This window comes from Providencia sp. PROV024, assembly GCF_032709665.1.
Classification (GTDB): domain Bacteria; phylum Pseudomonadota; class Gammaproteobacteria; order Enterobacterales; family Enterobacteriaceae; genus Providencia; species Providencia huashanensis.
Genome location: NZ_CP120545.1, coordinates 4,418,453 through 4,443,277 on the forward strand (window position 1 = coordinate 4,418,453; position 24,825 = coordinate 4,443,277).

The window sequence follows — 24,825 nt, forward strand, 5'->3', positions numbered from 1 at the left end:
ATTATGACGACAGAAACCACTATTGCGAAAAAATATATTGTCGCACTTGACCAAGGCACAACCAGTTCACGAGCGGTTGTACTCGACCACGATGCAAATATTATTAGTATTTCACAACGTGAATTCACACAAATTTATCCTAAGCCAGGCTGGGTAGAACATGACCCTATGGAAATTTGGGCATCACAAAGTTCGACCTTAGTTGAAGTTCTTGCCAAAGCAGATATCCGAACTGATGAAGTCGCTGGGATTGGCATTACTAATCAACGAGAAACGACTATTGTCTGGGAGAAAGCAACAGGTAAGCCTGTTTATAATGCGATTGTATGGCAATGCCGCCGCACAGCTGACTTTTGTACTCATCTCAAACAAAATGACCGTGATCTAGAAGAATATATTCGCCAAAACACAGGCCTTGTCGTTGACCCTTACTTTTCCGGCACAAAAGTTAAATGGATTTTAGACAACGTAGAAGGGGCTCGTGAACGCGCAGAAAAAGGGGAATTACTGTTTGGAACCGTTGACACATGGCTAGTTTGGAAAATGACACAAGGCCGTGTCCACGTCACCGACTATACCAACGCATCCCGTACTATGATGTTTAATATCCGCAACCTAGAATGGGATGATAAAATTCTTAAAGCCCTAAATATTCCACGCGCCATGCTCCCAGAGGTTCGTCCATCATCAGAGGTTTATGGCCAAACCAATATTGGGGGGAAAGGTGGAACGCGTATCCCAATTTCAGGAATGGCGGGTGACCAACAGGCGGCGCTGTACGGCCAACTGTGCGTCAAGCCTGGCATGGCTAAAAATACCTATGGAACAGGCTGTTTCTTGCTGTTAAATACCGGAGAAACCGCGGTACGCTCTAATCACGGCTTACTAACGACCATAGGATGTGGTCCGAAAGGTGAAGTGAACTATGCACTTGAAGGTGCGGTTTTCGTCGGGGGCGCTTCCATTCAATGGCTACGCGACGAGCTAAAATTAATCGATGAAGCGACTGACTCCGAATATTTTGCCACTAAAGTGAAAGACAGTAATGGTGTCTATGTCGTTCCTGCTTTTACAGGGTTAGGAGCCCCTTATTGGGACCCTTATGCGCGAGGAGCAATTTTTGGCTTAACCCGTGGTGCTAACCGTAATCACATTATTCGCGCAACGCTAGAATCTATCGCCTACCAGACTCGTGACGTACTTGACGCAATGCAAGCAGACTCTGGCGAACGTTTAAAAGCACTACGTGTTGACGGTGGTGCTGTCGCCAATAACTTCCTAATGCAATTTCAAGCGGATATTCTCGGGACCCCTGTTGAACGCCCAGAGGTTCGTGAAAGTACAGCACTAGGTGCTGCTTATCTTGCAGGGTTAGCCGTTGGTTTCTGGAATGACCTTGATGAACTACAAAGTAAAGCGACTATTGAGCGTGTCTTTAAGCCTGGTATTGAAACGACAGAACGTAATTTCAAATATGAAGGGTGGAAAAAAGCAGTAGCACGAGCTCAAGAGTGGGAAGACCGTGGTTAATTATTGCCACTAACACTTTATTGTTTTTTAAGGCGGTGCTTCGGCACTGCCTTAAACGATTAACTGATATATTGTGTTTGGCAGTAAACTGAATAGTTTTTGAAAATAAACGAGGAAAATCAATTTATTGACTTTCGAATGGTGAGACAAGGCAGGGAAAACCAATTAGCTAATAAATAGAAAGCCAATAATCAGACTAATAATAAATTAGAAAGCCCATATGAGTTTATCTAAAATCACCTTGAACTACATGTATTATTACTTATTCTTTCAAGGAAAATGGGTATGGAACACCTCAAGAAACCTACAAATTATTTATATAAACTAACCACATCTACGCTTGTTTCAGAACAAATACAGCAAAAAAAACTACAGTTTGGCTATTATAAACAAAACAGCCGAGTAGCAATAATAAAAAACGATTCTGACTTAATTCGTGGATTAAAAGAAAACCCGCGCCAATCTACCACCAGCCAAGCTACTTTTACTTTTTTCAATTGGTTAATGAATTCGCCGCGTTTATCCGGTGGAAACAAGCCCAATTATGTACTGAGCACCGTTGAACAGTTTCAATTTTCAGGCTCTGAATTCCACCCCAGCCATAATTTATTTGTTGATAGTTCCAATTCACCAACTAAATGGCAAGAGGGGGATGCACGTGCCGCAGACCAAATCGCAGACCTCTTATTACCCAGTGGGCAATGGCACCGCCACTATGATACGGTCGTTGTTTCATCTAGCAGTAATGATAAACAAGTCGAGCTACTACGCCATTACCTCGAATTGACTGGCGGTAGCTTACTCATCATTGAAAATGACGATGTTCCCCCCTCTCCATCAATGCAAAAATTTATCAATGAGCTTTCATTAATTGATGTTAATGATAAAAACAGTGCAAAAACTGAAAAAGAAAATAATGCGCCACAAGGAATATTAGTTAGCACTTACCAAATTAAAGGTAAAAATGATATTGAAAAAAATACCCATATCATTTCCAATTTTTCGCAGCAGAACTCAGTAATTACCGAACAGACTTACCGAACTGGTTGGAATTATAGCGGGGAAATAACGTTTACCGATTCAGGTGACTGGACCTTATACCTAGATACTTCATTATTACAGGAGTGCGCGACATTAAGCATAGGCTCAAGAGACATTCATATTATACCTTCGAATGAACATCAGGCTATCTCCCTTGGGCATATAGATAAAAATGGCACAATAAATTTTAGCATTAAGACAATTACAGAAACATCACCACCTAAATTTGACTTATTATATCGTTCAGGGCAATCACCAATAGAGCGTATTCCAGAAAGTGCCTTTAGCTATATCCAATCTAAGACTGACATAACCAAAACAAACAAAAATACACCGTCATTTAACCCACATGGCTTCCAACAAGTGGTTTCCTTACCTCATTCAGCGATCAACTCAATACTGTTAACAGATGAAACCCTTCAACAATCAGAATATTTTTCAATTGTCCTTAGCAGTGAACATCAAAATATAATTCTAAAATTAGATGACATCGCATTAATATCACGGTCTTCTTGGCCTGAATTAGCCCAAGAAATTGAAAATAAGATCAACCATCAACTGAGTCTATTATCCCACCCATTAGTAAAAGTCAGCTATAAAAATAACCAAATAATAATTGTTGGAGAAGGTATTTGCATTTCCCAATTTCAATTAAAAAGAAACGTGCCTGTTCCCTATGTTGATGTTCCCAATACCGTTTATAAAAAAATAGAAGATAATGCAATTATTCAATCCATTAGCATTGATAAAGACCAAATTAATAACTGGACACACCTTTCACTAAAACTCACGGATAAAGATAGCCATATTACTGAGATTTATCGTGAAGAGTTTAAACTGACAGAAACCCAATTCACCTCCCCTGAACAATTTGCACAATACCTGCAAGACTATATCCACCAGCACATTGATGATAGTGACATTCGTGTCAACTGGAATAAAAAGACATATCAGTTAAATATTACTGATTTACAAAACCGGAAGCTCGACCTCCTCCAATTTGGTTATCAAGAACAAATCCTCCCTATTGTTATTGTTGAAAACCCAACATCATCATTAGACCCTTTCATCGTAGGTGCCGTCACAGGCGATCTCCCTACAGATGAAAACATTGTGGAGTATCAGTTAATTGAAAAACCACAATTTGGCGACGTTTTGCTAGATGAGAGAACCGGGAAATGGCAATACCAGCCAGATAATCACTTTAATCACCACGGAGTAGAGCAATTTGATTTTGTTGCCGTAATGAAAAATGGGGATATCTCTGCCCCAATATCCGTTCAATTACAAATGGAAGCCCCTCCACTGGTTTCCATCCCTGGGAAAAAAACCTTTACCATCCAAGACCCTATCTATAATGAGCCCAGCCCCAAAAAACATCCTAAACCCCATGACATGCAAGTACATAATATTCAACTCGCACAGACTCACCTGCAGGCACCAGATACCCCCTATTTCTGTTTATCCGCCAACCGTTGGGCATTGGTTAAAGTCGATGTGACTAGTCAATCTTCCGCGAAATCACCTGATTTTGTCGCGATAGTCAGCACAAAGGAGGGAAAAGAACTAGGCCGAGTAAGGTTAGTGGGCCCCGAAAGGCTACCGCAAACGTTATTACCAATTCCCATAAAAATGAGTGTTCCTGCTAATGATTTGCATCATCAAAGCTATACCGCCCCATTAAAAAGCGAGTGGGTACAACCGGGGGTTAGAATTCGCATTTTAGCCGATAATACCCCGATTCTTATGCCTTATACCGAGGAAAATGGTAATTTCCAATTAAACGTAAAACCCAATCACTCAATAACCTCACATATCCATACTACTAGCCTTTATCAACAAGGGCATGGCACTTACACCTACTCCCCCCTAAGTTGGGGGATAGAAGCCGCCGCTAGGCTACCAATCAAACACTTTACTCTCTATAGTTACCCAGCTGTTTCGCAGTCCCCAGCACTAAACCCTTATATTAATGGCTACCTTACCACCCGTATTCTGTCAAACCCTAAATATGATAACCCCAAAGTAATTCCGCAATTTACCGCTTCACAGATTCATTGGGCATACATGAATAGCTCCAAATTAGCAAAATTAACCTCATTCAATTTTGAATTTCATTACTCCGCTATCGAGCCTTTAATACCTGATGGTGCTTTTTTCTGGTTGTTGGGGATAGCTTCACCCAATTATGGCGGGGGATTGGCAGATTCGGGGATTTTATGGCATGAAATATATGGCCATGGCTTAGGCTTACCGCATACTAATAATAAAGAAGTATACCCATTTAAGGAGTATAGCAATGGGGTAAACATTGCCTATGACCAACAACAGCAACGGTATATTACCTATAAACGGCTATCGGTTAACGGTGGTGTTACTGAGGTCAAGCCAGCAATGTACCCCACCTCGCCTATGGAACTCTTAGCCAATAACGATGCTTTTCTTCCTCACTCTGATTATTTCGTAGCAAAAATCCAAGATTTTCTCATCCAAAAAGCTCATCAAAACAAGTACTCTAAACACTATATTCAGCGTGATACCCCAATATATTGGCTACATAGGCAATTTACGCGAATGACGGATGGTACCCTTCATCCTTATAGTCGGCTGAATATCATCAAAACAATCGCTAGCACCATAAATACCCCTCATGATGAATTCATCACAAAATCTCTTGATGGTGACTACTCGGACTATTCATTCAAAGTTACTTACGCAACGCACCACGGCTTACTCTCTGAAACAAAAGATATTTTTATATTTGATAACCAATTGAACTTAAAAATTGCTGACAAGGGGGAATTGGTTAAACTGGAAGTTAAAGAAGCGGGCAACAAAGATGCAGCAAAAATCATTTTTCAATATAAAAACCCTGAATCACTGGCAAATCGTTTGTTTTCTAACAGTAATGGGCAAACGCTACCAGAAAAATTACAGCTAGATAATTATTGGCGTGGCACTAAGCTGTTTTGGTCTGCAACCGAACATGATTTGGTTAATGCTAAGACTGGTCAGGTAAATTTATCGCGTATTGATAAACATAGTAAACTACGCGCTAGCTGGGTCGAAAACGGCCAATTACACCAACAGGATTTTTCATTAAGTGACCCATTTGGTGAGGATGAAATACAACTGGCCATACATGAATTTAAGCCGATTAACCACCTTGATATTCAAGTAGATAAACGTTTTATTTCTAATCGCCAACTTAATGTCCCCTCAGAAAGAAACTTACTATCTGATGTACATATTCATCAACTGGTTAACATTAAACAACTTGGCCTAACTAATAGCGAACATACATATTGGGTAACACTACAGCTTTATAATGAGCAGGGTAGAATTGAAGAATATACACCAAAAGAACGCTGGTATCTTTCTGTAGACCAAGACATATTGACTATCAACGGAACCATCGACAGTACCCCGGGCTTAGAATTAGTTGGAATCAAAGTGTATATCGACCAACACTTGCAGGATAACGTGGCACCTAGCTCAATTTGGCTCTACCAAAACAGCATAGACCAATTGGCAGAAAATACCGCGTTTGTAAATTATGACCGCCCAGTCGAATTTAACTCAATAGCAGAACAACCGGCGCTGCTATCAACAATTGATCAAAAGGATAACTTATCGCTTTTTCCTGGAGCAATACTGCCACAACCTACGCAGATTGTTTCGCCTTTAATCGCCTAATCACCCAATAAACCTAACGGCACTGCCGCCTAATATTGCAAATAAAGTGGGACAACCTATCGTTTCCCACTTTATTTTATCCATTAAACAGTTCGTTCTGTATGACCCATCCGTTTAGCTAATGGCAGCCAACACAATAAAACCAGTATGGATGTTAAAAACATTAAAAGCCCAAGGCTAAACTGCCCATCCTGTGGTAACAATGCAGAGATCCATGTTGCAACCCCTGAACCTACATTTTGCAATCCCCCTACCAGCGCTCCGGCAGCACCCGCTAAATAAGGGAATGGCTCCATTGCCCCCGTTGTTGCTAAAGGAAATAGCATCCCTGCACCAAAGAAAAAGACGGCGGCTGGCACCAACAATGTCCATGTATTCATAATACCAAACCAACTTGGTAGCCACATCATGATACCTGCCAGCAGGCAAATTAATACGGCGTGCCACATCAGGTGATAAAAGGTTTTTCCTTCACGCCCTGCATACCAAGCACCAAAAAAAGCGGCAGGGATCGGCAGAATAAATAAAATGCTCACGGTGATACTACTTAACCCCAAAACTCCCCCCATTAATACACCGCTACTCGACTCAAACACGGCTATCCCTGCTAACGCGCCTATCAGCATTGCTAAATACGATAAAAATGAGCCGTTTGATAATAGCGCTCGGTATGAATCAACCATTCTGTGTTTTTCAGGCGAAACTGGGCGGGTTTCAGGTAGCCAACGGTACATACTTAATAACACTGATGCACCTAAGATAAACAGGAAAATATAACAGGCATGCCACCCCCAAAAATGGGCTAATATACCACCAAACATGGGTGCCAATAATGGGCTAACTAATACCCCCATATTTAATAAACTATTTGCATAGCGCAACGCAGTGCCTTTATATAAATCACGCGGCATAGTCCTCGCCATCACACCAGCTACGCCAGTACCTAGCCCCTGTAAACCGCTGGCAACTGTTAATGTCGTCAAGGTTGGAGCAAAAATCGCCAAGATGGTGGAAAATAAGAAAATTGTCAAACCGAACAAAATAACAGGTCGGCGGCCAATTTGGTCGGACAACGGACCATACAATAACTGTGAAAAACCATAAGAAAATAAATAAGCGGCCATTACCTGCTGAACAGCCCCGGAAGGCTCATTAAAATACACCGCTATTTCAGCTATCACAGGGACATAAATAGTTTGTGTCATTTGGCCGACAGCCGCTAATGCAATTAACATTAATAACAGATTGAAATGTTCCAGCTTTCTCATTTTTCTCTCAAATATATCAAAACCCCGGATAGACAATCCGGACACACAATAACGCTGTATTATTTAAAAATAATACAGCGACTATTTAGACATTAAATTATCAATATTTAATTGTTGTTCTGCGCTTTAAACCTGCTTCAGGTAAATAGCAAACAACAGATTTTGTCCTACTGTGATTAAGATAACAAAAATTACCCTTTATTCGTAGTAGCAGTACATTTTAGTTTATTTAACAATGGCAGTAATATTCGCCAACACTGTCAAGATAACTGTACATTGAAATTGAAAATAAGCCATATTTAAGAATAAATCACTGGGACACATTATCGATAAGCATAAATAGTGAACTGATTTAGTATTAAATCCTAATGATCCATTCCCTAGCTAATTCATGTAATCAATATGTCGTTTTAGTTAGTTTATTTTGAAATACTAAGAGGTGGAATTTATGGCAAATTGGGTAACTGGGAAAGTCATTGAAGCCAAATTTTGGACTGATGCATTATTTAGCCTTGTCATTGAGGCGCCAATTAAACCTTTTACAGCCGGACAATACGCTAAATTAGCACTGGAAATCGAGGGAGAAAGAGTTCAACGAGCCTATTCCTACGTTAACGCACCGAGCGATAACCGGCTTGAATTTTACTTTGTGATTGTTCCTGGAGGGAAATTAAGCCCACAACTTGCAAAATTAAAGCCTAACGATACCTTACAAATCACGGATGAAGCTGCCGGATTTTTTGTCTTGGATGAAATACCAGAATGCAAAAATTTATGGATGCTTTCAACCGGAACTGCCATCGGGCCGTTTTTATCCATCTTACAAGAAGGTAAAGACTTAGCGCGTTTTGATAATATCATCTTGCTACATGCAGTACGTTTTGCAAAAGATTTAAGCTATTTGCCTCTCATGAAAGCTTTAGAACAACAATTTCATGGGAAAGTTAAGGTTGTCACTGTCGTGAGCCGTGAACAGTGCTCAAACTCTCTCCATGGGCGTGTCCCCGCTCTCATTGAAAGCCATGCGCTAGAGAATGCAGTGGGTGTAACCCTTTCTCCTGATACCTGCCATGTCATGTTATGTGGTAACCCTGAGATGGTAAGAGATACGCGCGAAATGCTGAAAAATAGCCACGGGATGGTTAAGCACCTACGCCGAAAACCCGGCCATATTTCTAGTGAACAATACTGGTAAACAGGCCCAATGGACCCGCAACATTAGCAATCATGTAAAAGTACTACCCTGAGAGATGCTCAGGGTAGTTTTGGCTCCATAGCCTCACGCTATAGATACTCAACGGGTTCTGTTTTCTCACCATACTGATTCGCACTTTCCATTCCCAAAAAAGCGCCGCAATCTAAAACCATGATCATGGTAATTAGCAAAGGTAAAAAACGGCCTATTCCCCATTGCCATATCGGCTCAAATTGGCTGACATCTATCGAAAACAGGGCAAATGCGAGTACGATTAACCCGAACCAGCCCCCTGACTTACCTCGGTCATGTAAACGCTTCACAAAAATCGCTGCTAGGGGATAAAGTAATACAATAAAGAAAACTAAAGAGAATATTTCAGGCAATAAAAATACATTTTGTAATAGTGCAACAGCCGTTATTAAAATAAAAGTGGCGGCAATACCTACCCAAAATGGCCGGCGACCGATACGACCTTTGAAGGAAAAAGCCCATTGTTGTAATGTCATTACCTATAATCCTGATACAATATGAAAACCCAAAGAATGAGTGTCAAAAAAATGCCCCAAACCTTATTTCGTTCTATATACGCCATCATAACCATTTTTGCGCTTAGTGTGCCACAATTGGTCTTGGCTCAGAAAGTGCCAACAATGCCAGATACCGACGTTGAAGTCGCCTATTTAGCTCCTGATGCCCCTTCTTTTGACCTCACCATTCCTAAATTGCGCAATCAATTTAACCAAACTTATAAAGATTTATATCTTCACGAATATAAAGTGATTGCCAGCCAAGACATTTCCGCACCTTATATTCGGGCAGCTTCTCGTATAAACCAATACATATACTCATCCGCGGTTTTAGAGCGTGGAAGCGAAAAAATTAAGAGCTTACAAATTACGCTACTCCCCGCAGAAAATAGCCAAGAAGCACAAGCAAACCAACAGTTAATGGAACGCTATACCATCGCAATTATCCACCAATTTGCCCCCGATGTCCCACTTGATAAAGCTCCTGAACTCACTGAGGCATTAAATAAAATTATGGCAGACAAAAACACAAACCGGGCTGAAGAAGCTCGCTTCGGGGTATTGAGGTATATTTTAGTAAAAAGTGACAATAATGTGCTTACTTTTGCTGTTGAACCGATTAAGCTAGAACAACAAACGCCCTAAACGGGTAGTGATCACGCTCTCAGAATAAGCATGATAAAAAGCAAAGCTATTATCATCTATTGTTCTTATAATACGAAAGGTGAATGGCGACAAAACTGTCACATTGCGCGTACAACATCAGCGCGTAATGAATAACTTATTGATTAATCATTCAAACTCTCTGGTTGGAGGAAACAACATGCGACATCCATTGGTAATGGGTAACTGGAAACTAAACGGCAGCACCCATATGGTCAATGACCTGATCGCAGGTCTGCGTAATGAACTTAGCAGCGTTGATGGCTGCGATGTAGCAATTGCGCCACCAGCAATCTACCTGACTCAAGCTAAACATGCATTGGCAGGTAGCCGTATTGCATTAGGTGCACAGAACGTTGACGTTAACCTGTCTGGCGCATTCACAGGCGAAACATCTGCTGAAATGCTGAAAGATGTCGGTGCCAAGTACATTATTATTGGTCACTCAGAGCGCCGTACCTATCACAATGAAAGTGATGAATTTGTTGCTAAAAAATTCGCTGTATTAAAAGAACAAGGTTTAATCCCAGTTCTGTGCATTGGTGAAACAGAAGCAGAAAATGAAGCAGGTAAAACTGAAGAAGTCTGTGCTCGCCAAATCGATGCTGTACTGAATTCATTAGGCGCAGAAGCATTCGAAGGTGCAGTAATTGCTTATGAACCAATTTGGGCTATCGGTACTGGTAAATCCGCAACTCCAGCCCAAGCACAAGCAATTCATAAGTTTATCCGTACTCATATTGCGAAAAAAGATGCTGCAATTGCTGAGCAAGTGATCATCCAATACGGTGGTTCTGTGAATGCAAGTAATGCTGCTGAGTTATTTACTCAACCAGATATCGACGGCGCTTTAGTTGGTGGTGCATCACTAAAAGCTGACGCATTTGCAGTCATTGTAAAAGCAGCAGCTGAAGCGAAAAAAACTAAATAACCTTATTAGGTTATTCATGTTTATTCTTAACCGCCATTTATTGGCGGTTTTTTATTAGATAATAGTTATATTTAATGGAATATATTAAATACTTTCTAATACTTTTTGTTCACATAATAAAATATAGCTTTAGATTTAAAACCTGAAGTTATTTAAATTTAAAATAATTAAAATTAATCTTCAAATTAATTAATAAACAAATGATTAAGAAAAACCAGAGAGCATAATTAAGACAACATTCAAATATAAACAAAGTAAAAATAAAACCATTAAAATCAATTGACTATATAGACTTACTCTTTTCCATTACAAATATCATTCCTCATAAATCAAATAATAACAGTAGACTAAAAATAAAATATAATTCAGATTTATCCAACTTAAAAAATCAACAATGATTATTCATCTCATCATAAAGGATAAATATGAAATATATAGTTAGTCTAATTTATAGCATCATAATTATATTCCCGACTATTTGCTTTTCTGAAAAAAACCAGGATGCTTGGCATATAAAAACCAATGTTTATCTAGAAATAGAAGAATATCGCGGTCAACGTGATGCATTCAACAATAAAGTCTACGATAAAATCAGCACTGTTGGGAAATTAAAGCTAACCAATCCCGCATCAGACTGGCATTTTGCTCTAGAACACAGGGAATCATTAAGAAACCATGGGCGTAATTTTAGCCCATCTCGGGACGCTTATATTCGCAACCGAACCCAATTTGATATCACAAAGAAATTGGTTAAATCAAAACAATCTGATCTCGACCTTAGCTTCCGCTATCGTAAAGAATCCAATGACTCTGCTCCAGGCACCAAAGCTCGCTCATCAAATCGCTTATATGCATTAACGCCATCAGGTAACTATTATTTTAACGATAATTTGTCATTTAATTTTTGGCTTTCTTATCTTTACTATAGTAACTATTTTAATTCCAATAGTTATGAAGCAGAAACAGAATATGGTATCACTTATCAACATTCCGATGCATTGAAAGCCAAACTAACCGTTTATATAGATAAACTATGGGATAACAGTTTCAGTGACCGGTTTATACAGTCACAGCTTCGGGCATATTTTCCCATTACTCTTAATGACAATTGGCAGTTTACACCTTACTTTCGCTACTATTTAAGCGAACACACTCATGATGAAAACCATTACTTAACGCAAAAAGCTAAAAATGGTTTCCGAATTGGTGCTGATGTGGAATACCATGTTACTCCCTCATTAACGTTATGGGGAGGTGCCGCTTACGAACCCACTACATGGCAATATTCTAAAAAGAATGACATCACCTCTGGCGATAATAATAAACAAGTACTCTATCTTGGAAAAATTGGGGTAAAATATACTTGGTAACCCTTAATTCATAGGGCTTAGTTATTTTTTATAGAAAAATAAGCCACGTTGCTTTTATATGTGGCTTTAATATTTTTGCTTGCCATTTACTAATTTTATAAAATTAAATCAAATAAAAACCAAATTGTCCGATGAAACAATAAAGCATAAACAAGATACAAAGATATATATACTATTTAACCATATTTAAGGCTTAGGTCACACAACGAAATAATCCCAAAATGAAATTATTCCAGGTAATAATAAACTATTCCGGGATAATTATTGTTTAATATCATACAAATGAATCTGCTATATCTAAGTCACTATTTCCTCGCTATTCCCATTACCTTAAAATGAAGAATAGTATCAACTGTGATTTTTCTCACATCATAAATAAATTTTGGCACTTATTATTCCTCGAAAAATAACCTAGAGAAAATAATATGAAAAAGCTTACCTTACTGGCTGCATGCCTTTTCAGTGCATGGTCAATCGCCGACCCAATGACACAAGCCCAGCTCAATGATTTATGGAAAAATAAACAAAAATCAGCTGAAGAAATCGTTAATAACATGTCTGAAGCAGAAAAAATCGGCCAGTTATTTATGTTGGATTTCAGATATTGGAATAACGATAGCAATGGTGACCCAGCCCCATTCCTTGCTATGAATGATGAAGTCTCTAAAGTGATCAACCAATACCATTTAGGGTCTGTTATTTTATTCCGTGAAAACTTAATAGATACACCACAAACCGTTGAACTTATTAATCAATTACAATCATCTCGTAGTAATTTACCCTTATTTATCGGTACCGACCAAGAAGGCGGATATGTAACACGCTTGAGAGTTGGGACTGAAATGCCGGGAAATATGGCCTTAGGCGCGACTCGTAACCCCGCACTTGCTGAACTGACAGGGATGATCCACGGATATGAGTTATCTAGCCTTGGGTTTAACATCAACTTTGGCCCTGTCGTTGATATTAATAACAACCAAAATAACCCTGTGATTGGTGTCCGCTCATATTCTGATGATAAAAACCTAGTTGAAACATTGTCCACCAGCTATATAAAAGGGATACATAAATATAACCTACTGACTTCTATTAAACATTTCCCAGGACATGGTAATGTTTCCGCCGATTCCCACGTTGATTTACCTGTGGTGAATTCTGATACAAAAACGTGGCATTCTACTGAACTCGCCCCATTTAAATATGCTTTAGCACATGGCGCAGATGCGGTCATGACCGCTCATATTATTGTCCCTGCCCTTGATGACCATAAAATCACAACGTTGGCGGGGAAAAAAGTTGGCACCCCAGCAACCTTATCCAAACCTATTTTACACGGTATCTTACGCGATGAGCTAAAGTATGATGGGCTAATTATCACTGATGCAATGGACATGGGGGCAATAGCTGACAACTTTGACATTAATTGGGCCGTCGAAACATCACTGTTAGCGGGTTCCGATATTGTATTAATGCCAATAAAGATGTGGGATACAGAAGCAATTACACGCCTAGATAACATGTATCGTTACTTAGAAACACAAGCGGCGAAAAACCCTGAGTTAAAAAAACGTATTGATGAGTCGGCGAAACGAGTCGTCTTGAAAAAACTTCAACAAGAAATTACGGCGCAGCCTATTAACCTCACTGAGGCTAAACAAATTGTAACGTCTAAAAGCCATAAAGACCTAGAAAATATGGTTTCTGAACAAGCAATTACATTAATTAAGAATGATAATATTCTGCCCTACCAGCTAAAACCTCAAAACCGTATCTTAGTTATTTCTGATGAAAAACCACGTAATGCGTTAATCCAGAAACAGTTAAGTGATATTGCGGAAGAAACAGACGTAATCATTAATAGCAGCGACAATGTAATAAAACTAAATGAAAATACGCTATCAAAAAGCGAGGCTAGAGATATCGTTAAAAAACAAGATTTAATTTTACTGACAACCTATAACCTGAAAGATACCCCAACAAATGCTCAGCTAATTATTGATGCTGCTAATAACGCAAATATACCGCTTGTTGTTATTTCTTCACGTAATCCATATGACATTGCCTATTTAAATGATGTTAAAGCTAACATTGCTATTTATGGGATCACTGGCTTCGATGTGACTAATAATAACCGCAATTCGTTGGAAACTAATATCCGTAGCGGGCTACGTACGCTGTTTGCTAACCGCGCTGCACAACCTCTAAACCCACCTCAAGGGTTGCTCCCCGTCAATATCAAAAACCCACAAGGGGACAAAATCCTATTCCCTTATGGTCATGGTGAAAACTACCACACCACATATTAATTCTTATTAACAAATTAGCCTTTATACCTCCACGGTATAAAGGCTAGATACTCACGCCCGTCATAACGGCACTAAAAATAAAAAACACATAAAAAATAAAGGGTTAAAATGAAAACTTCACTGAATGGTTTATTTCTTACCGCACTATCTGGGCTAACAGCATCTGCTTTTGCGGCAGAGCCAGTAAACAATGATTATTGGCGAATATCTTCTAACGTATATATGGAACTCGAAAAATTTGAAGGCCACCATAATACTAATGATCGCAAAGTTTTTGATAAAACCAGCATGATAGGCCAGCTATTTTTAGTTAACCCAGAGTCAAAATGGAGCTTTTTCCTTGAGCACAAGGAATCATTACGTAGCTATAACCACGACTTTTCAACTTCAAAAGATTCGTTTATTCGTAACCGTACACAAATTGGTGCAACGCGAAAAATGTATTCAAGTGATATTGGGCAGTTCAACTTAAATGTAACTTACCGAAAAGAATCAAATGATTCTGCACCGGGTACACAAGCACGCCCATCGAATACCATGTTTTGGTTAATGCCTAGTGGAACCTATAATTTTAACGACAAATGGGCATTTAACTTCTGGGATGCGATATACCACTACGATAATTTCCATGCAGCGAATAGTTATGAGTGGGAGTCTGAACACGGTTTAGTCTATAAAATCAATGATTCTGCAACCGCAAAAGTGTATATGTATACCGACTGGACATGGGATAAAGACTTCAATAAGACGTGGGAACAAAACCAAATTCGCGGCTACTTCCCAATAACACTCAACCAAGATTGGAGCGTTATGCCCTATTTTCGCTACTATTTAAATGAACATAACTATGATAGTAACAAACGTACAACGCAAAAAGTGAAGGATGGCTATCGCGTCGGAACTCAAGTTTTCTATAACTTAACACCAAAACTCACTCTTTGGGGTGGCTTCGCCGTTGAGCCAAGCACTTGGGAAAACCCTAAAAATGCAGGGATCACCTCTGGAAGCAACAACCGCCAAACCTTCTATCTTGGCCAATTAGGTGTGAAATATCAGTGGCAATAAATTAACCTCATTCCTAGTCTGCCCCTCACAGGCTAGGAATGATATCCCACTGATTATTAGTTAGACTCAAAATAGTTCGCGCTAAGCTCCCCTAGATGCATACACCAGTGGTTAATCAACGTAGCCAACAGCACTACAGTGTGAAATATAAAACGTATTAACGCTGAATAATTTCATCAAACACCCCACCATTGGCAAAATGCGTGCTTTGTGCCGCCTGCCATCCGCCAAAGCTTTCATCGACGGTCAGCAATTTAAGCTCAGGAAACTGCTGACGATATTTTTTAGCAACTTCACTATTTCGTGGGCGATAATAGTTTTTCGCAGCGATTTCCTGCCCTTGTAAGGAATATAAATGGGCTAAATAAGCTTCAGCAACAACTCTGCGGTCTCGTTTATCAACGGTTTTATCCACCACAGCGACTGTTGGTTCAGCTAAAATAGAAATGCTGGGTGTCACTATTTCAAACTGGCCATTTTCCCCTAATTCATTGATAGCGAGTAACGCTTCATTTTCCCAAGCTATCAATACATCACCGATCCCACGCTCAACAAAGCTATTCGTTGCACCACGAGCGCCGGAGTCTAATACTTCAACATTTTGATAGAGCCGCTTTACAAATTGTTTTGCTTTTTCAGAGTCTTGTTGGTTTTTATCTAAGGCATAGCCCCATGCGGCTAAATAATTCCAACGAGCCCCCCCAGATGTTTTCGGGTTAGGCGTCACCACAGAAACATCCGGACGAATTAAATCATCCCAATCTTGGATATTTTTGGGGTTATCTTTGCGGACTAAAAAAACAATAGTCGATGTATAAGGAGCTGAGTTATCAGGAAGTTTTTTGGCCCAGTCTTTATCAATACGGCCACTTTGCGCGATAGCATCCACATCATAAGCTAATGCCAATGTCACCACATCTGCTTCTAAGCCATTCATCACCGATATCGCTTGCTTACCTGACCCACCATGAGATTGGCGAACAGTCACACTATCGCCGGTTTTATTTTTCCAATAATCGCTAAACTCCTGATTATATTGTTGATAAAACTCTCGGGTTGGATCATAAGATACATTCAACAACTGAATATTTTTCGCCCAAGTGCCTGTAGTTAATACTAATAGCAACGCTGCTGCCAATCGAGACTTTGTCACCTGCCATGAATGCGTCATCTTTTACCCCATCAAGTTTTAGATAAGGAAGAGGCTGACAGATAGAATCAATTACGAGAAATAATTAAAAAGAAAAACTTATGCGTATGGGGAATATGTAGAATAAAAAACAAGCGGGTCGCAACAAGACTACAAAACGAATATTAACTCAACAACCTAGCTGTCTAGGGCGAAAAATAGCATCAAACCTGCACAGTAGAAACCAACCATGCAGGAGAGATTTGCAATTACAGAGGGATTAATACAATTTTTTCGCTGTATCGAACCAGTCTTTCTTGAAGACCCTTTTCATATTCATTACAGCATCAATAATATCATGGTGTACTAATTTCTCATTTTGGATACCAACACAACGCCCGCCATAGCCTTCAAGCAGCAACTGTATTGAATAAGCCCCCATGCGAGAAGCTAAAATACGGTCATAAGCCACTGGGGAGCCACCGCGCTGAATATGGCCAAGAACCGTTGCACGTGTTTCGTGATGTGTCTCTTGTTCAATATATTTTGCTAATTCACCAACATCACAAACGTGCTCAGTGATAGCCACAATCGCATGGCGTTTGCCTTTTTCGATGCCGCGTTTAATCTCTGATAACAGCTCTTCACGGTCAAATGCCATTTCCTGTTCTGGTAATACCAAAAACTCACAACCGCCGGCAATGGCTGCGGATAGCGTTAAGTCACCACAATAGCGCCCCATCACTTCAACAATAGAAATACGTTTATGGGATGTTGAGGTATCACGTAGGCGGTCAATCGCTTCAACAACGGTTTCAAGCGCAGTAAAATAACCGATAGTGTAATCCGTACCCGCGACATCATTGTCGATTGTCCCCGGCAGGCCAATACATGGGAAACCAGCTTCTGTCAGTGACTTAGCCCCTAAATATGAACCATCACCACCGATAACCACTAATGCATCTATATGGTTTTTCTTCAGATTTTCAAACGCAACAGCGCGCACTTTTTCATCACGGAATTGTGGGAAACGTGCTGAACCTAAAAAAGTACCACCACGGTTAATCATATCCGACACACTGTATCGGTCTAATTGTTTCATTCGGTTTTCATACAACCCGAGGTACCCATCAAAGATACCCATGACCTCTAAGCCTTCGCCTAACGCTGCGCGTACCACGCCGCGGATCGCTGCATTCATGCCCGGTGCGTCACCACCACTCGTTAAAACCCCAATTCTTTTAATCTGCTTGACCATGATGACCTCTGATTAATGAATATAAAATTGCAAATCTATAAACTCATTGAGTTACTTAATTTTTTCGTGCTAACTGCGTTTAACTACAAAGCTGAATTGATTCACCTAGCGAATAATACGGCAAATAGGTGATTATGCCTCTGCTTTCCATCAAGCTTTTATGCTTTATTGTGATCTAGTTTACATAATTCTAGCTGATGACCCCAATAGGTAAATATTTCAGCACTAAATAAATGTAATGCCCTAGACTAACCAGCTATAGCCCTAGATCGCATCTTAGTTTGAAATAAAAATTAAGTATTGATGATAACACTTAAATTCATCCTATGCTGTATCTGTCAAACAAAAGAAAAGCACCTTACGGTGCTTTTGAATAAACGAACAAAAACGAAAACGAAATACCTTTATGTATAGTAATATCGCGTTAAATGGAAAAAAATTGGAGCAGCAAAACACAGTGAGTCAATTCTATCTAACATCCCCCCATGCCCCTCAATAATAGCGCCGAAATCTTTAATTCCGCTATCCCGCTTAATCGCTGACATGCATAAACCACCAACAAACCCCATAATCGTGATCGCTAATGACATCAGCCCGGCAACCCACCAGCTAAAAGGTGTCACCCAATAAAGGGATATCCCGATCAACACAGAAGATAAAATGCCACCGACAAAACCTTCTATCGTCTTATTTGGGCTTAGTTTTGGCACAATAGGGTGCTTACCCATCAGTTTGCCAAATACATATTGAAGCACGTCTGAAATCTGCGTCACGATGATCAGGAAAAGTAATAATTTTGCATTTTCCCCTTCATAACCTTCAATATTTAACATCAACAAAGCAGGAACATGGCTTAAACAGAAAACAGCGACTAGCATTCCCCATTGAATTTTAGCGGTACGTTCAAGAAAATGAAAAGTATCCCCAGCTAAGGCAATTCGGGTCGGTAAAAACAAAAAGACAAAAACAGGAATAAAAATCGAAAATAACCCATACCATTCAATACCAACAAGCAAGTATTGCAACGGAATGAACACGAAGAAGCACCAAAATAGGGCTTCATGGTCACTTCTACGTGTTGGCGTTAACGTAATAAACTCTCTTAGTGCGAAGAATGATATCAAGGCAAATAAGATCACCACACCAATATTACCTAACACAACGGCAAGCACACAGATAATGCACATAACCCACCATGCACGTATACGCGCATTTAAGTTATCAATGGTTGGGTTACTTTTCTCACCAGAGTAGCGATAAGCTAAAATGCCGCCGATCACACTCGCAAACACTAATATACCAAATACACCAGATAATAATAAAACGAGCTCACTGTCCCAAATACTCATGGCATCAACTCCTCAAGTGCTGCTTTTGCGCGTTGCAAAAACACCGTTTTATTTTCATTTTCCATTAGAGGTGCCAATGGCTGACCCACCATTGCAGAACAAATTATTGGAACAACAAGTTTGGTGCCTTTAGGTAATACCCGATTTAAGTTTTCCAAATACACGGGAACCACTTCAACGTCAGGATATTTTTTCGCAAGGTGATAAAGGCCGCTTTTAAATTGGCTCAACGTTTCGCCATCACCCCTTGTCCCTTCAGGAAATAAAATCAAAGAATGCTTAGCATCCAATACCGACTCAAGCGGTTGCAAAATAGCATTTTGTGCAGGTTTGTCCCCTTTTCTTTCCACCAATACTGCACGAAATACTTTATTAACAAGATAGCGGCGAAAAGGTGTTTTATCCCAATAGTCCTTCGCCGCTACAGGGTGAACAAAATGGCGCATAAGAGGGGGTAAACCAGACCAAATAACTAGGCCATCAAGGTGGCTTGAGTGGTTTGCATAATAAATACGGGGTGTCATTGATGGCTGGCAGCCTACCCAACGAGTGCGAACGCCTGTTAATAAACGACAAGTTCCCGATAACAACATGCCCATTCCCTTCGCGAGAAGAGAAATTTTCTGCACTTTTTCCATCTTTTTTCCTTGCTAGCGTTTTATCACAAGTAAAACTGCAAAATTACGAAAAAAACTGAATATCGTTAATTGGTTAAGATAGAGAGTCAATAACAAGAGTACAACGGGGTAAGTTCTGATTTATATCATCAAATAATATAAGGACAGCGATACTAAGACAAACAGCAGGGAATAACAAAGGTGTAGCGGCATGTATTTACGCCGCTACACTGAGTAGACAAAATTAATAATTATTTTTTGTCGGCCGCAATACGGTCACGAATATTTTGCGCACGTTCGCTTGATGGTGGGTGAGAGTCAAACATACTTGTCTCTTGGCTACCCATTTTGGCTAGTTTTTCAAAACCAGTCACTAAACCTTCCGTCTTAATGCCACGTTTTTTCAGCAGGTCATAAGAGAAGTTATCTGCTTGGCTTTCTTGGTGTTGAGAGAACTGAGAATTAACCAGTTTTTCACCTAGAGCAGCCAATTGAGATGCACTTAATTGTTCTGCAACGCCACCCACTGATGCAGCTGCTGTACGTGCTGCTACGGCACCGTATGCAACTTGCATAGCTTTACGTGTATGACCTAATGCAACGTGGCCCATTTCATGGCCTAAAACGCCTTCGACTTCGTTATCATTCATAACATCCATCAAGCCGCTATATACACGGACACAGCCATTTGCCATCGCCCACGCATTCACATCGCTAGTCAGATAAACTTTATAATTTACTGGAGTACCGTCAACTTCATTACCCAGTGCTTTTGCGATTTTATCTAAACGTTTAGCGTATTTGCTAGAAGCAGGAGCAATTTTGTTTTGTGCATCCATCTCTTTACAAGATTGATCGCTTAGCTGTTTAACATCTGAATCACTCAATGTTGCTGCTTGGAATAACTGCATACCAGAGTTAGTCAGCATCCCTTGGTCTAAGTTTTTACAGCCCGTTAAGATGGCAGCAGAAACAGCGACCGCCACAAGTGCCTTCATTTTCATAGAACATTTTTCCTTTAGAATATATAAGTATTATATTTTTTAGTAATGCTAAAGCCTATAAATTCTGCGGAAAATAACAATAGGAATAAAGCCATAATTATTCAATATATGAATTTGATAATGTTTTTATTAAAATTGCAAATTTGTCAGAACATTGTTCTGACAAATAACACTTTAAACATTTAATTCACAGAAAATATGCGAATATAGAGTCATCATAAATTGCAACTACCTAATAAATAACTCAATTATACAAAAATCACTTTCCTTATTTTGTTCAAGACTAAAATTCAAGACCCGCTCATTCCCTTTAACCAATAAGGTTTCAGATTGATTTAAATAAACGTTTTCTAAATTGATTTCCATATTTAAACTATGGCTATTATTAAATATTAAAATTTCGTTGGCATCACTATGCCAAGAATTAGCTGACGTTGAATTAACCCATTGTAACCGAGCGGCATATTTTTCAGGGTTATAAATCAAGTTAAAATCACGAATGGGGCCGTTAATTAGTTCGGCATGTACGTCACTTTCACCATAAAAAGCAAAGAATGATTTAGATTTTAGTGCAACTGGCGCATTATTATCGACATGTAAAATAAGCCCATCCCCCTCTAGTACACCAATGATACGCTGCCGCCCCATAAAATGAGAAAATGGCCCCGCCGTTTTTACATCAGCAATCGACACTCGCCAATCAAAGTCATCTAAACCCTCACCATGACTACGAGCCACTTCAAGGGTTGAACCTTGGCCATTTTTCCAAGGCATATTGCGATAATCTTGTGTTGTTAATATCTGAATCATAAGGTGAACCCTGCTTTTGATGGATACGTTATTTTATCATAGCACCCTGATTGAATTGCTAACTATAGCTAACAACTATAAATCAAAAGCGAGTGTTGCGATAAAAAAAAGCCCCTAACAGGGGCTATAAAAGACAGGGATGGTGTCTATGGCAAGGAAAAACTTCACTTATTGCTACTTCACTACTTACATAAAAACTCAAAATATAAAACTAACTAACTTGCATTACTACGATACTTACTGAAACTGCATCGCTTGGTATTCAGCCATCTTGTGTTGGTGAATTTGCTCAAGTTCTGCTTTCTGTTCTGGCGTTAACAACTGGTATAATTCATGATGAATTCGTGCCATTTCAACACGTTGTTCCAGTTCTCTTTGCATTCGTTTTTCAAGTTGCTCGCGAACCGCTTTGCCATCAAAGCTATCCGCTATAATTAATTTGTGCAGTGCTTCACGTTCACGAATGGAAGCCGTGTTATCAACATGATAATGACGCTGCGTTGCCATTAAATCACGTAATTGCTGACGTTGTTTCTCATTTAACGTGATACCATTAAACATAAAGGTGCTGGCGCGTTCTTCACTGCTAAACATTTCATGATGCTGAAATGGCACAACGGCATGCCCTGTTGATGAAGTTTGCTCAGATTGCATTTGTAGCATCAAAGGTGCCGAACTTTCATTTGCCGCACTTTGCGAAACTTCTGCAAAAGCAACTGTTGGGCCAAACACAAATGCAGAAGCTAAAACTAACATTGCGGTTTTATGTACTGTATTATGTACTTTGCTATGTGTTGTTCTCAGCATTTGGTTCCTTGTCTATGAACTGTGCTCGTGATTCAATGTGAATGAATATACACCTGTGGCTGCAAACTAGCGTCAGAGCATGTAAAAGAACGTAAAGTGATGGAATCGTAAAGATTGTTATCGTATTTTGGCAGTTGGAGGACATATAAAATGCATAAAATCCTATTAGTTGATGACGACCGTGAACTCACGTCGCTATTAAAAGAACTGCTAGAAATGGAAGGCTTCAATGTTGTCATCGCTTATGATGGTGAACAAGCATTACAACAAATTGACTCATCCATTGATCTACTCTTACTTGATGTCATGATGCCGAAAAAAAATGGTATTGAGACATTAAAAGAACTGCGTCAAATACACCAAACGCCGGTGATCATGTTAACTGCCCGCGGCAGTGAACTAGATAAAGTACTGGGCTTAGAATTAGGTGCAGACGATTACTTACCAAAACCATTCAATGACCGCGAACTGGTTGCCCGCATTCGTGCTTTATTACGTCGCTCAAACTGGAGCGAACAAACGCAAGGCGACAACAGCAATACCCCTGTCTTGCAAGTTGATAAGCTGCAGCTTAACCCTGGTCGCCAAGAAGCTAGCTTTGATAACGAAATTTTGGACTTAACAGGGACTGAATTTACTTTGTTATATCTGCTTGCACAGCATTTAGGCCAAGTAGTGTCTCGTGAGCATCTTAGCCAAGAAGTTCTCGGGAAACGCTTAACACCGTTTGACCGTGCAATCGATATGCATATTTCAAACCTACGTCGTAAACTTCCTGAACGTACTGATGGCCAGCCATGGTTTAAAACCCTGCGCGGTCGAGGGTACTTAATGGTTTCTGCCACATGATCAACAGCTTAACCGCCAGGATCTTTGCGATTTTCTGGTTCACCCTCGCACTAGTATTAATGCTAGTGCTGATGGTGCCCAAGCTCGATTCTCGGCAAATCACCGTCCTTATGGAAAGTGAACAACGCCAAGGGGAAATGCTTGAGCAGCATATAGAAGCAGAACTTGCGCAAGCTCCAATGAATGACTTACTTTGGTGGCGTCGTATCTCTAATGCCATCAAAAAATGGGCACCGCCTGGGCAACGGTTGATTATCGTCACCAGCGAAGGTCGTGTTATCGGTGCAATGCCAAGTGAAATGCAAGTTATTCGTAACTTCATTGGGCAATCAGATAACGCCGATCACCCCAAAAAGAAAAAATACGGTCGCGCTGAAATTTTAGGGCCTTTTTCTATCCGTGATGGAGAAGACCACTATCAACTGTACTTAGTTCGCCCATCTAGCAGCCCGCAATCTGACTTTATTAACTTATTATTTGATAGGCCATTCTTATTACTGATTGCCACAATGCTAATCAGTGCTCCGCTCTTATTATGGCTATCTTGGAGCCTCTCACGCCCTGCCCGTAAATTAAAAATGGCGGCAGATGACGTTGCCAAAGGGAACTTGCGGCCCCACCCTGAACTGGAAGCCGGTCCACAAGAGTTCCTTTCTGCGGGGAACAGCTTTAACCAGATGATCAGCGCTCTTGATGGCATGGTTAGTGCTCAACAACGTTTAATTTCTGATATCTCCCATGAATTACGCACTCCGCTGACACGGTTACAATTGGCAACCGCATTACTGCGTCGTCGCCATGGTGAAAGTAAAGAACTTGAACGCATCGAAACAGAAACGCACCGTTTGGACAGCATGATCAATGACTTGCTTGTTCTGTCCCGTAGCCAGCACAAAAACGAAATCCTCCGTGAAAACATCAAGGCAGATGAACTTTGGGGTGATATTTTAGATGACGCAAGTTTCGAAGCGGAACAAATGAACAAAACGCTTGATGTAACTTCTCATCCAGGCCCTTGGCCGTTGTACTGTAACCCTTCCGCGGTGGGTAGTGCATTTGAAAATATCGTGCGTAATGCTTTGCGTTACTCAAACACCCATATTGCTGTTGATTTTAAAGAAGAAAACAACGGTATTCTGATCACTGTAGATGATGACGGCCCCGGTGTTAGCCCTGCTGACCGTGAACATATTTTCCGCCCGTTCTACCGCACGGATGAAGCTAGGGACAGGGAAACTGGTGGTACTGGGTTAGGTCTTGCTATTGTTGAAACAGCCATAACACAACACAAAGGTTGGGTGAAAGCCGATGATAGCCCACTTGGTGGTTTAAGGTTACAAATTTGGTTACCTGAACACGGCCGTTAACCTAACGCTTAGTTTGGACCTTAAAGCCTTCTATTTTAAA

Annotated in this window: 19 protein-coding genes; 10 read left to right on the forward strand and 9 right to left on the reverse strand. The window is 40.1% G+C overall.

Translation table 11 applies throughout. The features are described 5' to 3' along the window. The first annotated feature begins 3 nt into the window (after positions 1 to 3). Together glpK and P3L56_RS20475 are read left to right on the forward strand one after the other, a co-directional pair. The gene (gene glpK / locus P3L56_RS20470; protein ID WP_042846678.1) at positions 4 to 1,530 is read left to right on the forward strand and encodes a glycerol kinase GlpK; all 1,527 of its coding nucleotides are present in this window, start codon (positions 4 to 6) and stop codon (positions 1,528 to 1,530) included. 285 nt (positions 1,531 to 1,815) lie between these two features. Further along, on the forward strand, positions 1,816 to 6,267 hold the full coding sequence (locus P3L56_RS20475; RefSeq protein ID WP_198861002.1) for a hypothetical protein: 4,452 nt from the start codon (positions 1,816 to 1,818) through the stop codon (positions 6,265 to 6,267). 83 nt (positions 6,268 to 6,350) lie between these two features. On the opposite strand, the gene emrD is transcribed toward P3L56_RS20475, so the two are convergent. Next, complete coding sequence (gene emrD, locus P3L56_RS20480) at positions 6,351 to 7,535, reverse strand: multidrug efflux MFS transporter EmrD (RefSeq protein ID WP_048605741.1); 1,185 nt, start codon at positions 7,533 to 7,535, stop codon at positions 6,351 to 6,353. A gap of 448 nt (positions 7,536 to 7,983) precedes the next feature. On the opposite strand from emrD, the gene fpr reads away from it, so the two are divergent. Further along, a complete protein-coding gene (gene fpr, locus P3L56_RS20485; RefSeq protein ID WP_042846681.1) occupies positions 7,984 to 8,730 on the forward strand; it encodes a ferredoxin--NADP(+) reductase in 747 nt (248 codons plus the stop codon). A gap of 89 nt (positions 8,731 to 8,819) precedes the next feature. Here the strand turns inward: fpr and P3L56_RS20490 are convergent, their stop codons facing one another. Beyond that, positions 8,820 to 9,239 carry a DUF805 domain-containing protein gene (locus tag P3L56_RS20490; RefSeq protein WP_042846682.1) on the reverse strand — a complete coding sequence of 140 codons (420 nt, stop codon included), beginning with the start codon at positions 9,237 to 9,239 and terminating at the stop codon, positions 8,820 to 8,822. A gap of 36 nt (positions 9,240 to 9,275) precedes the next feature. Here P3L56_RS20490 and P3L56_RS20495 point away from each other — a divergent pair, with 36 nt between their 5' ends. The 5 genes from P3L56_RS20495 (at position 9,276) to P3L56_RS20515 (ending at position 15,595) form a co-directional block, all read left to right on the forward strand. Then, positions 9,276 to 9,905: a DUF1454 family protein gene (locus P3L56_RS20495; protein WP_181468839.1), complete on the forward strand. Its 630-nt coding sequence runs from the start codon at positions 9,276 to 9,278 to the stop codon at positions 9,903 to 9,905. Positions 9,906 to 10,083: 178 nt separating this feature from the next. Next, the gene (tpiA, locus tag P3L56_RS20500; RefSeq protein WP_042846683.1) at positions 10,084 to 10,854 is read left to right on the forward strand and encodes a triose-phosphate isomerase; all 771 of its coding nucleotides are present in this window, start codon (positions 10,084 to 10,086) and stop codon (positions 10,852 to 10,854) included. 425 nt (positions 10,855 to 11,279) lie between these two features. After that, the gene (locus P3L56_RS20505; RefSeq protein WP_272659762.1) at positions 11,280 to 12,224 is read left to right on the forward strand and encodes an OmpG family monomeric porin; all 945 of its coding nucleotides are present in this window, start codon (positions 11,280 to 11,282) and stop codon (positions 12,222 to 12,224) included. Between the two features lie 425 nt (positions 12,225 to 12,649). Further along, positions 12,650 to 14,530, forward strand: a complete 1,881-nt coding sequence (locus tag P3L56_RS20510) for a glycoside hydrolase family 3 protein (protein ID WP_272659763.1) — start codon at positions 12,650 to 12,652, stop codon at positions 14,528 to 14,530. 108 nt (positions 14,531 to 14,638) lie between these two features. Continuing rightward, positions 14,639 to 15,595: an OmpG family monomeric porin gene (locus P3L56_RS20515; RefSeq protein ID WP_042846686.1), complete on the forward strand. Its 957-nt coding sequence runs from the start codon at positions 14,639 to 14,641 to the stop codon at positions 15,593 to 15,595. 157 nt (positions 15,596 to 15,752) lie between these two features. Here the strand turns inward: P3L56_RS20515 and P3L56_RS20520 are convergent, their stop codons facing one another. The 7 genes from P3L56_RS20520 to P3L56_RS20550 form a co-directional block, all read right to left on the reverse strand. Further along, on the reverse strand, positions 15,753 to 16,766 hold the full coding sequence (locus P3L56_RS20520; RefSeq protein WP_042846687.1) for a sulfate ABC transporter substrate-binding protein: 1,014 nt from the start codon (positions 16,764 to 16,766) through the stop codon (positions 15,753 to 15,755). Positions 16,767 to 17,004: 238 nt separating this feature from the next. Further along, on the reverse strand, positions 17,005 to 17,982 hold the full coding sequence (gene pfkA, locus P3L56_RS20525; RefSeq protein WP_042846688.1) for a 6-phosphofructokinase: 978 nt from the start codon (positions 17,980 to 17,982) through the stop codon (positions 17,005 to 17,007). Positions 17,983 to 18,386: 404 nt separating this feature from the next. Beyond that, positions 18,387 to 19,331 carry a phosphatidate cytidylyltransferase gene (locus tag P3L56_RS20530; RefSeq protein ID WP_042846689.1) on the reverse strand — a complete coding sequence of 315 codons (945 nt, stop codon included), beginning with the start codon at positions 19,329 to 19,331 and terminating at the stop codon, positions 18,387 to 18,389. Continuing rightward, positions 19,328 to 19,969: a lysophospholipid acyltransferase family protein gene (locus P3L56_RS20535; protein ID WP_042846690.1), complete on the reverse strand. Its 642-nt coding sequence runs from the start codon at positions 19,967 to 19,969 to the stop codon at positions 19,328 to 19,330. Before P3L56_RS20535 ends, P3L56_RS20530 begins: the two co-directional genes overlap by 4 nt. Before the next feature lie 230 nt (positions 19,970 to 20,199). After that, positions 20,200 to 20,952 (reverse strand): M48 family metallopeptidase, encoded by a 753-nt coding sequence (locus P3L56_RS20540; protein WP_272659764.1) that lies wholly within the window; start codon positions 20,950 to 20,952, stop codon positions 20,200 to 20,202. Positions 20,953 to 21,180: 228 nt separating this feature from the next. Next, on the reverse strand, positions 21,181 to 21,762 hold the full coding sequence (locus P3L56_RS20545; protein WP_042846692.1) for a HutD family protein: 582 nt from the start codon (positions 21,760 to 21,762) through the stop codon (positions 21,181 to 21,183). A gap of 237 nt (positions 21,763 to 21,999) precedes the next feature. Then, a complete protein-coding gene (locus P3L56_RS20550) occupies positions 22,000 to 22,569 on the reverse strand; it encodes a Spy/CpxP family protein refolding chaperone (RefSeq protein ID WP_048605735.1) in 570 nt (189 codons plus the stop codon). A gap of 150 nt (positions 22,570 to 22,719) precedes the next feature. On the opposite strand from P3L56_RS20550, the gene cpxR reads away from it, so the two are divergent. Both cpxR and cpxA read left to right on the forward strand, forming a co-directional pair. Beyond that, the gene (cpxR, locus tag P3L56_RS20555) at positions 22,720 to 23,418 is read left to right on the forward strand and encodes an envelope stress response regulator transcription factor CpxR (RefSeq protein ID WP_042846693.1); all 699 of its coding nucleotides are present in this window, start codon (positions 22,720 to 22,722) and stop codon (positions 23,416 to 23,418) included. Further along, positions 23,415 to 24,785, forward strand: coding sequence for an envelope stress sensor histidine kinase CpxA (cpxA, locus tag P3L56_RS20560; RefSeq protein WP_272686269.1), 1,371 nt, complete (start codon positions 23,415 to 23,417; stop codon positions 24,783 to 24,785). Before cpxR ends, cpxA begins: the two co-directional genes overlap by 4 nt. The last annotated feature ends 40 nt before the right edge of the window (positions 24,786 to 24,825 follow it).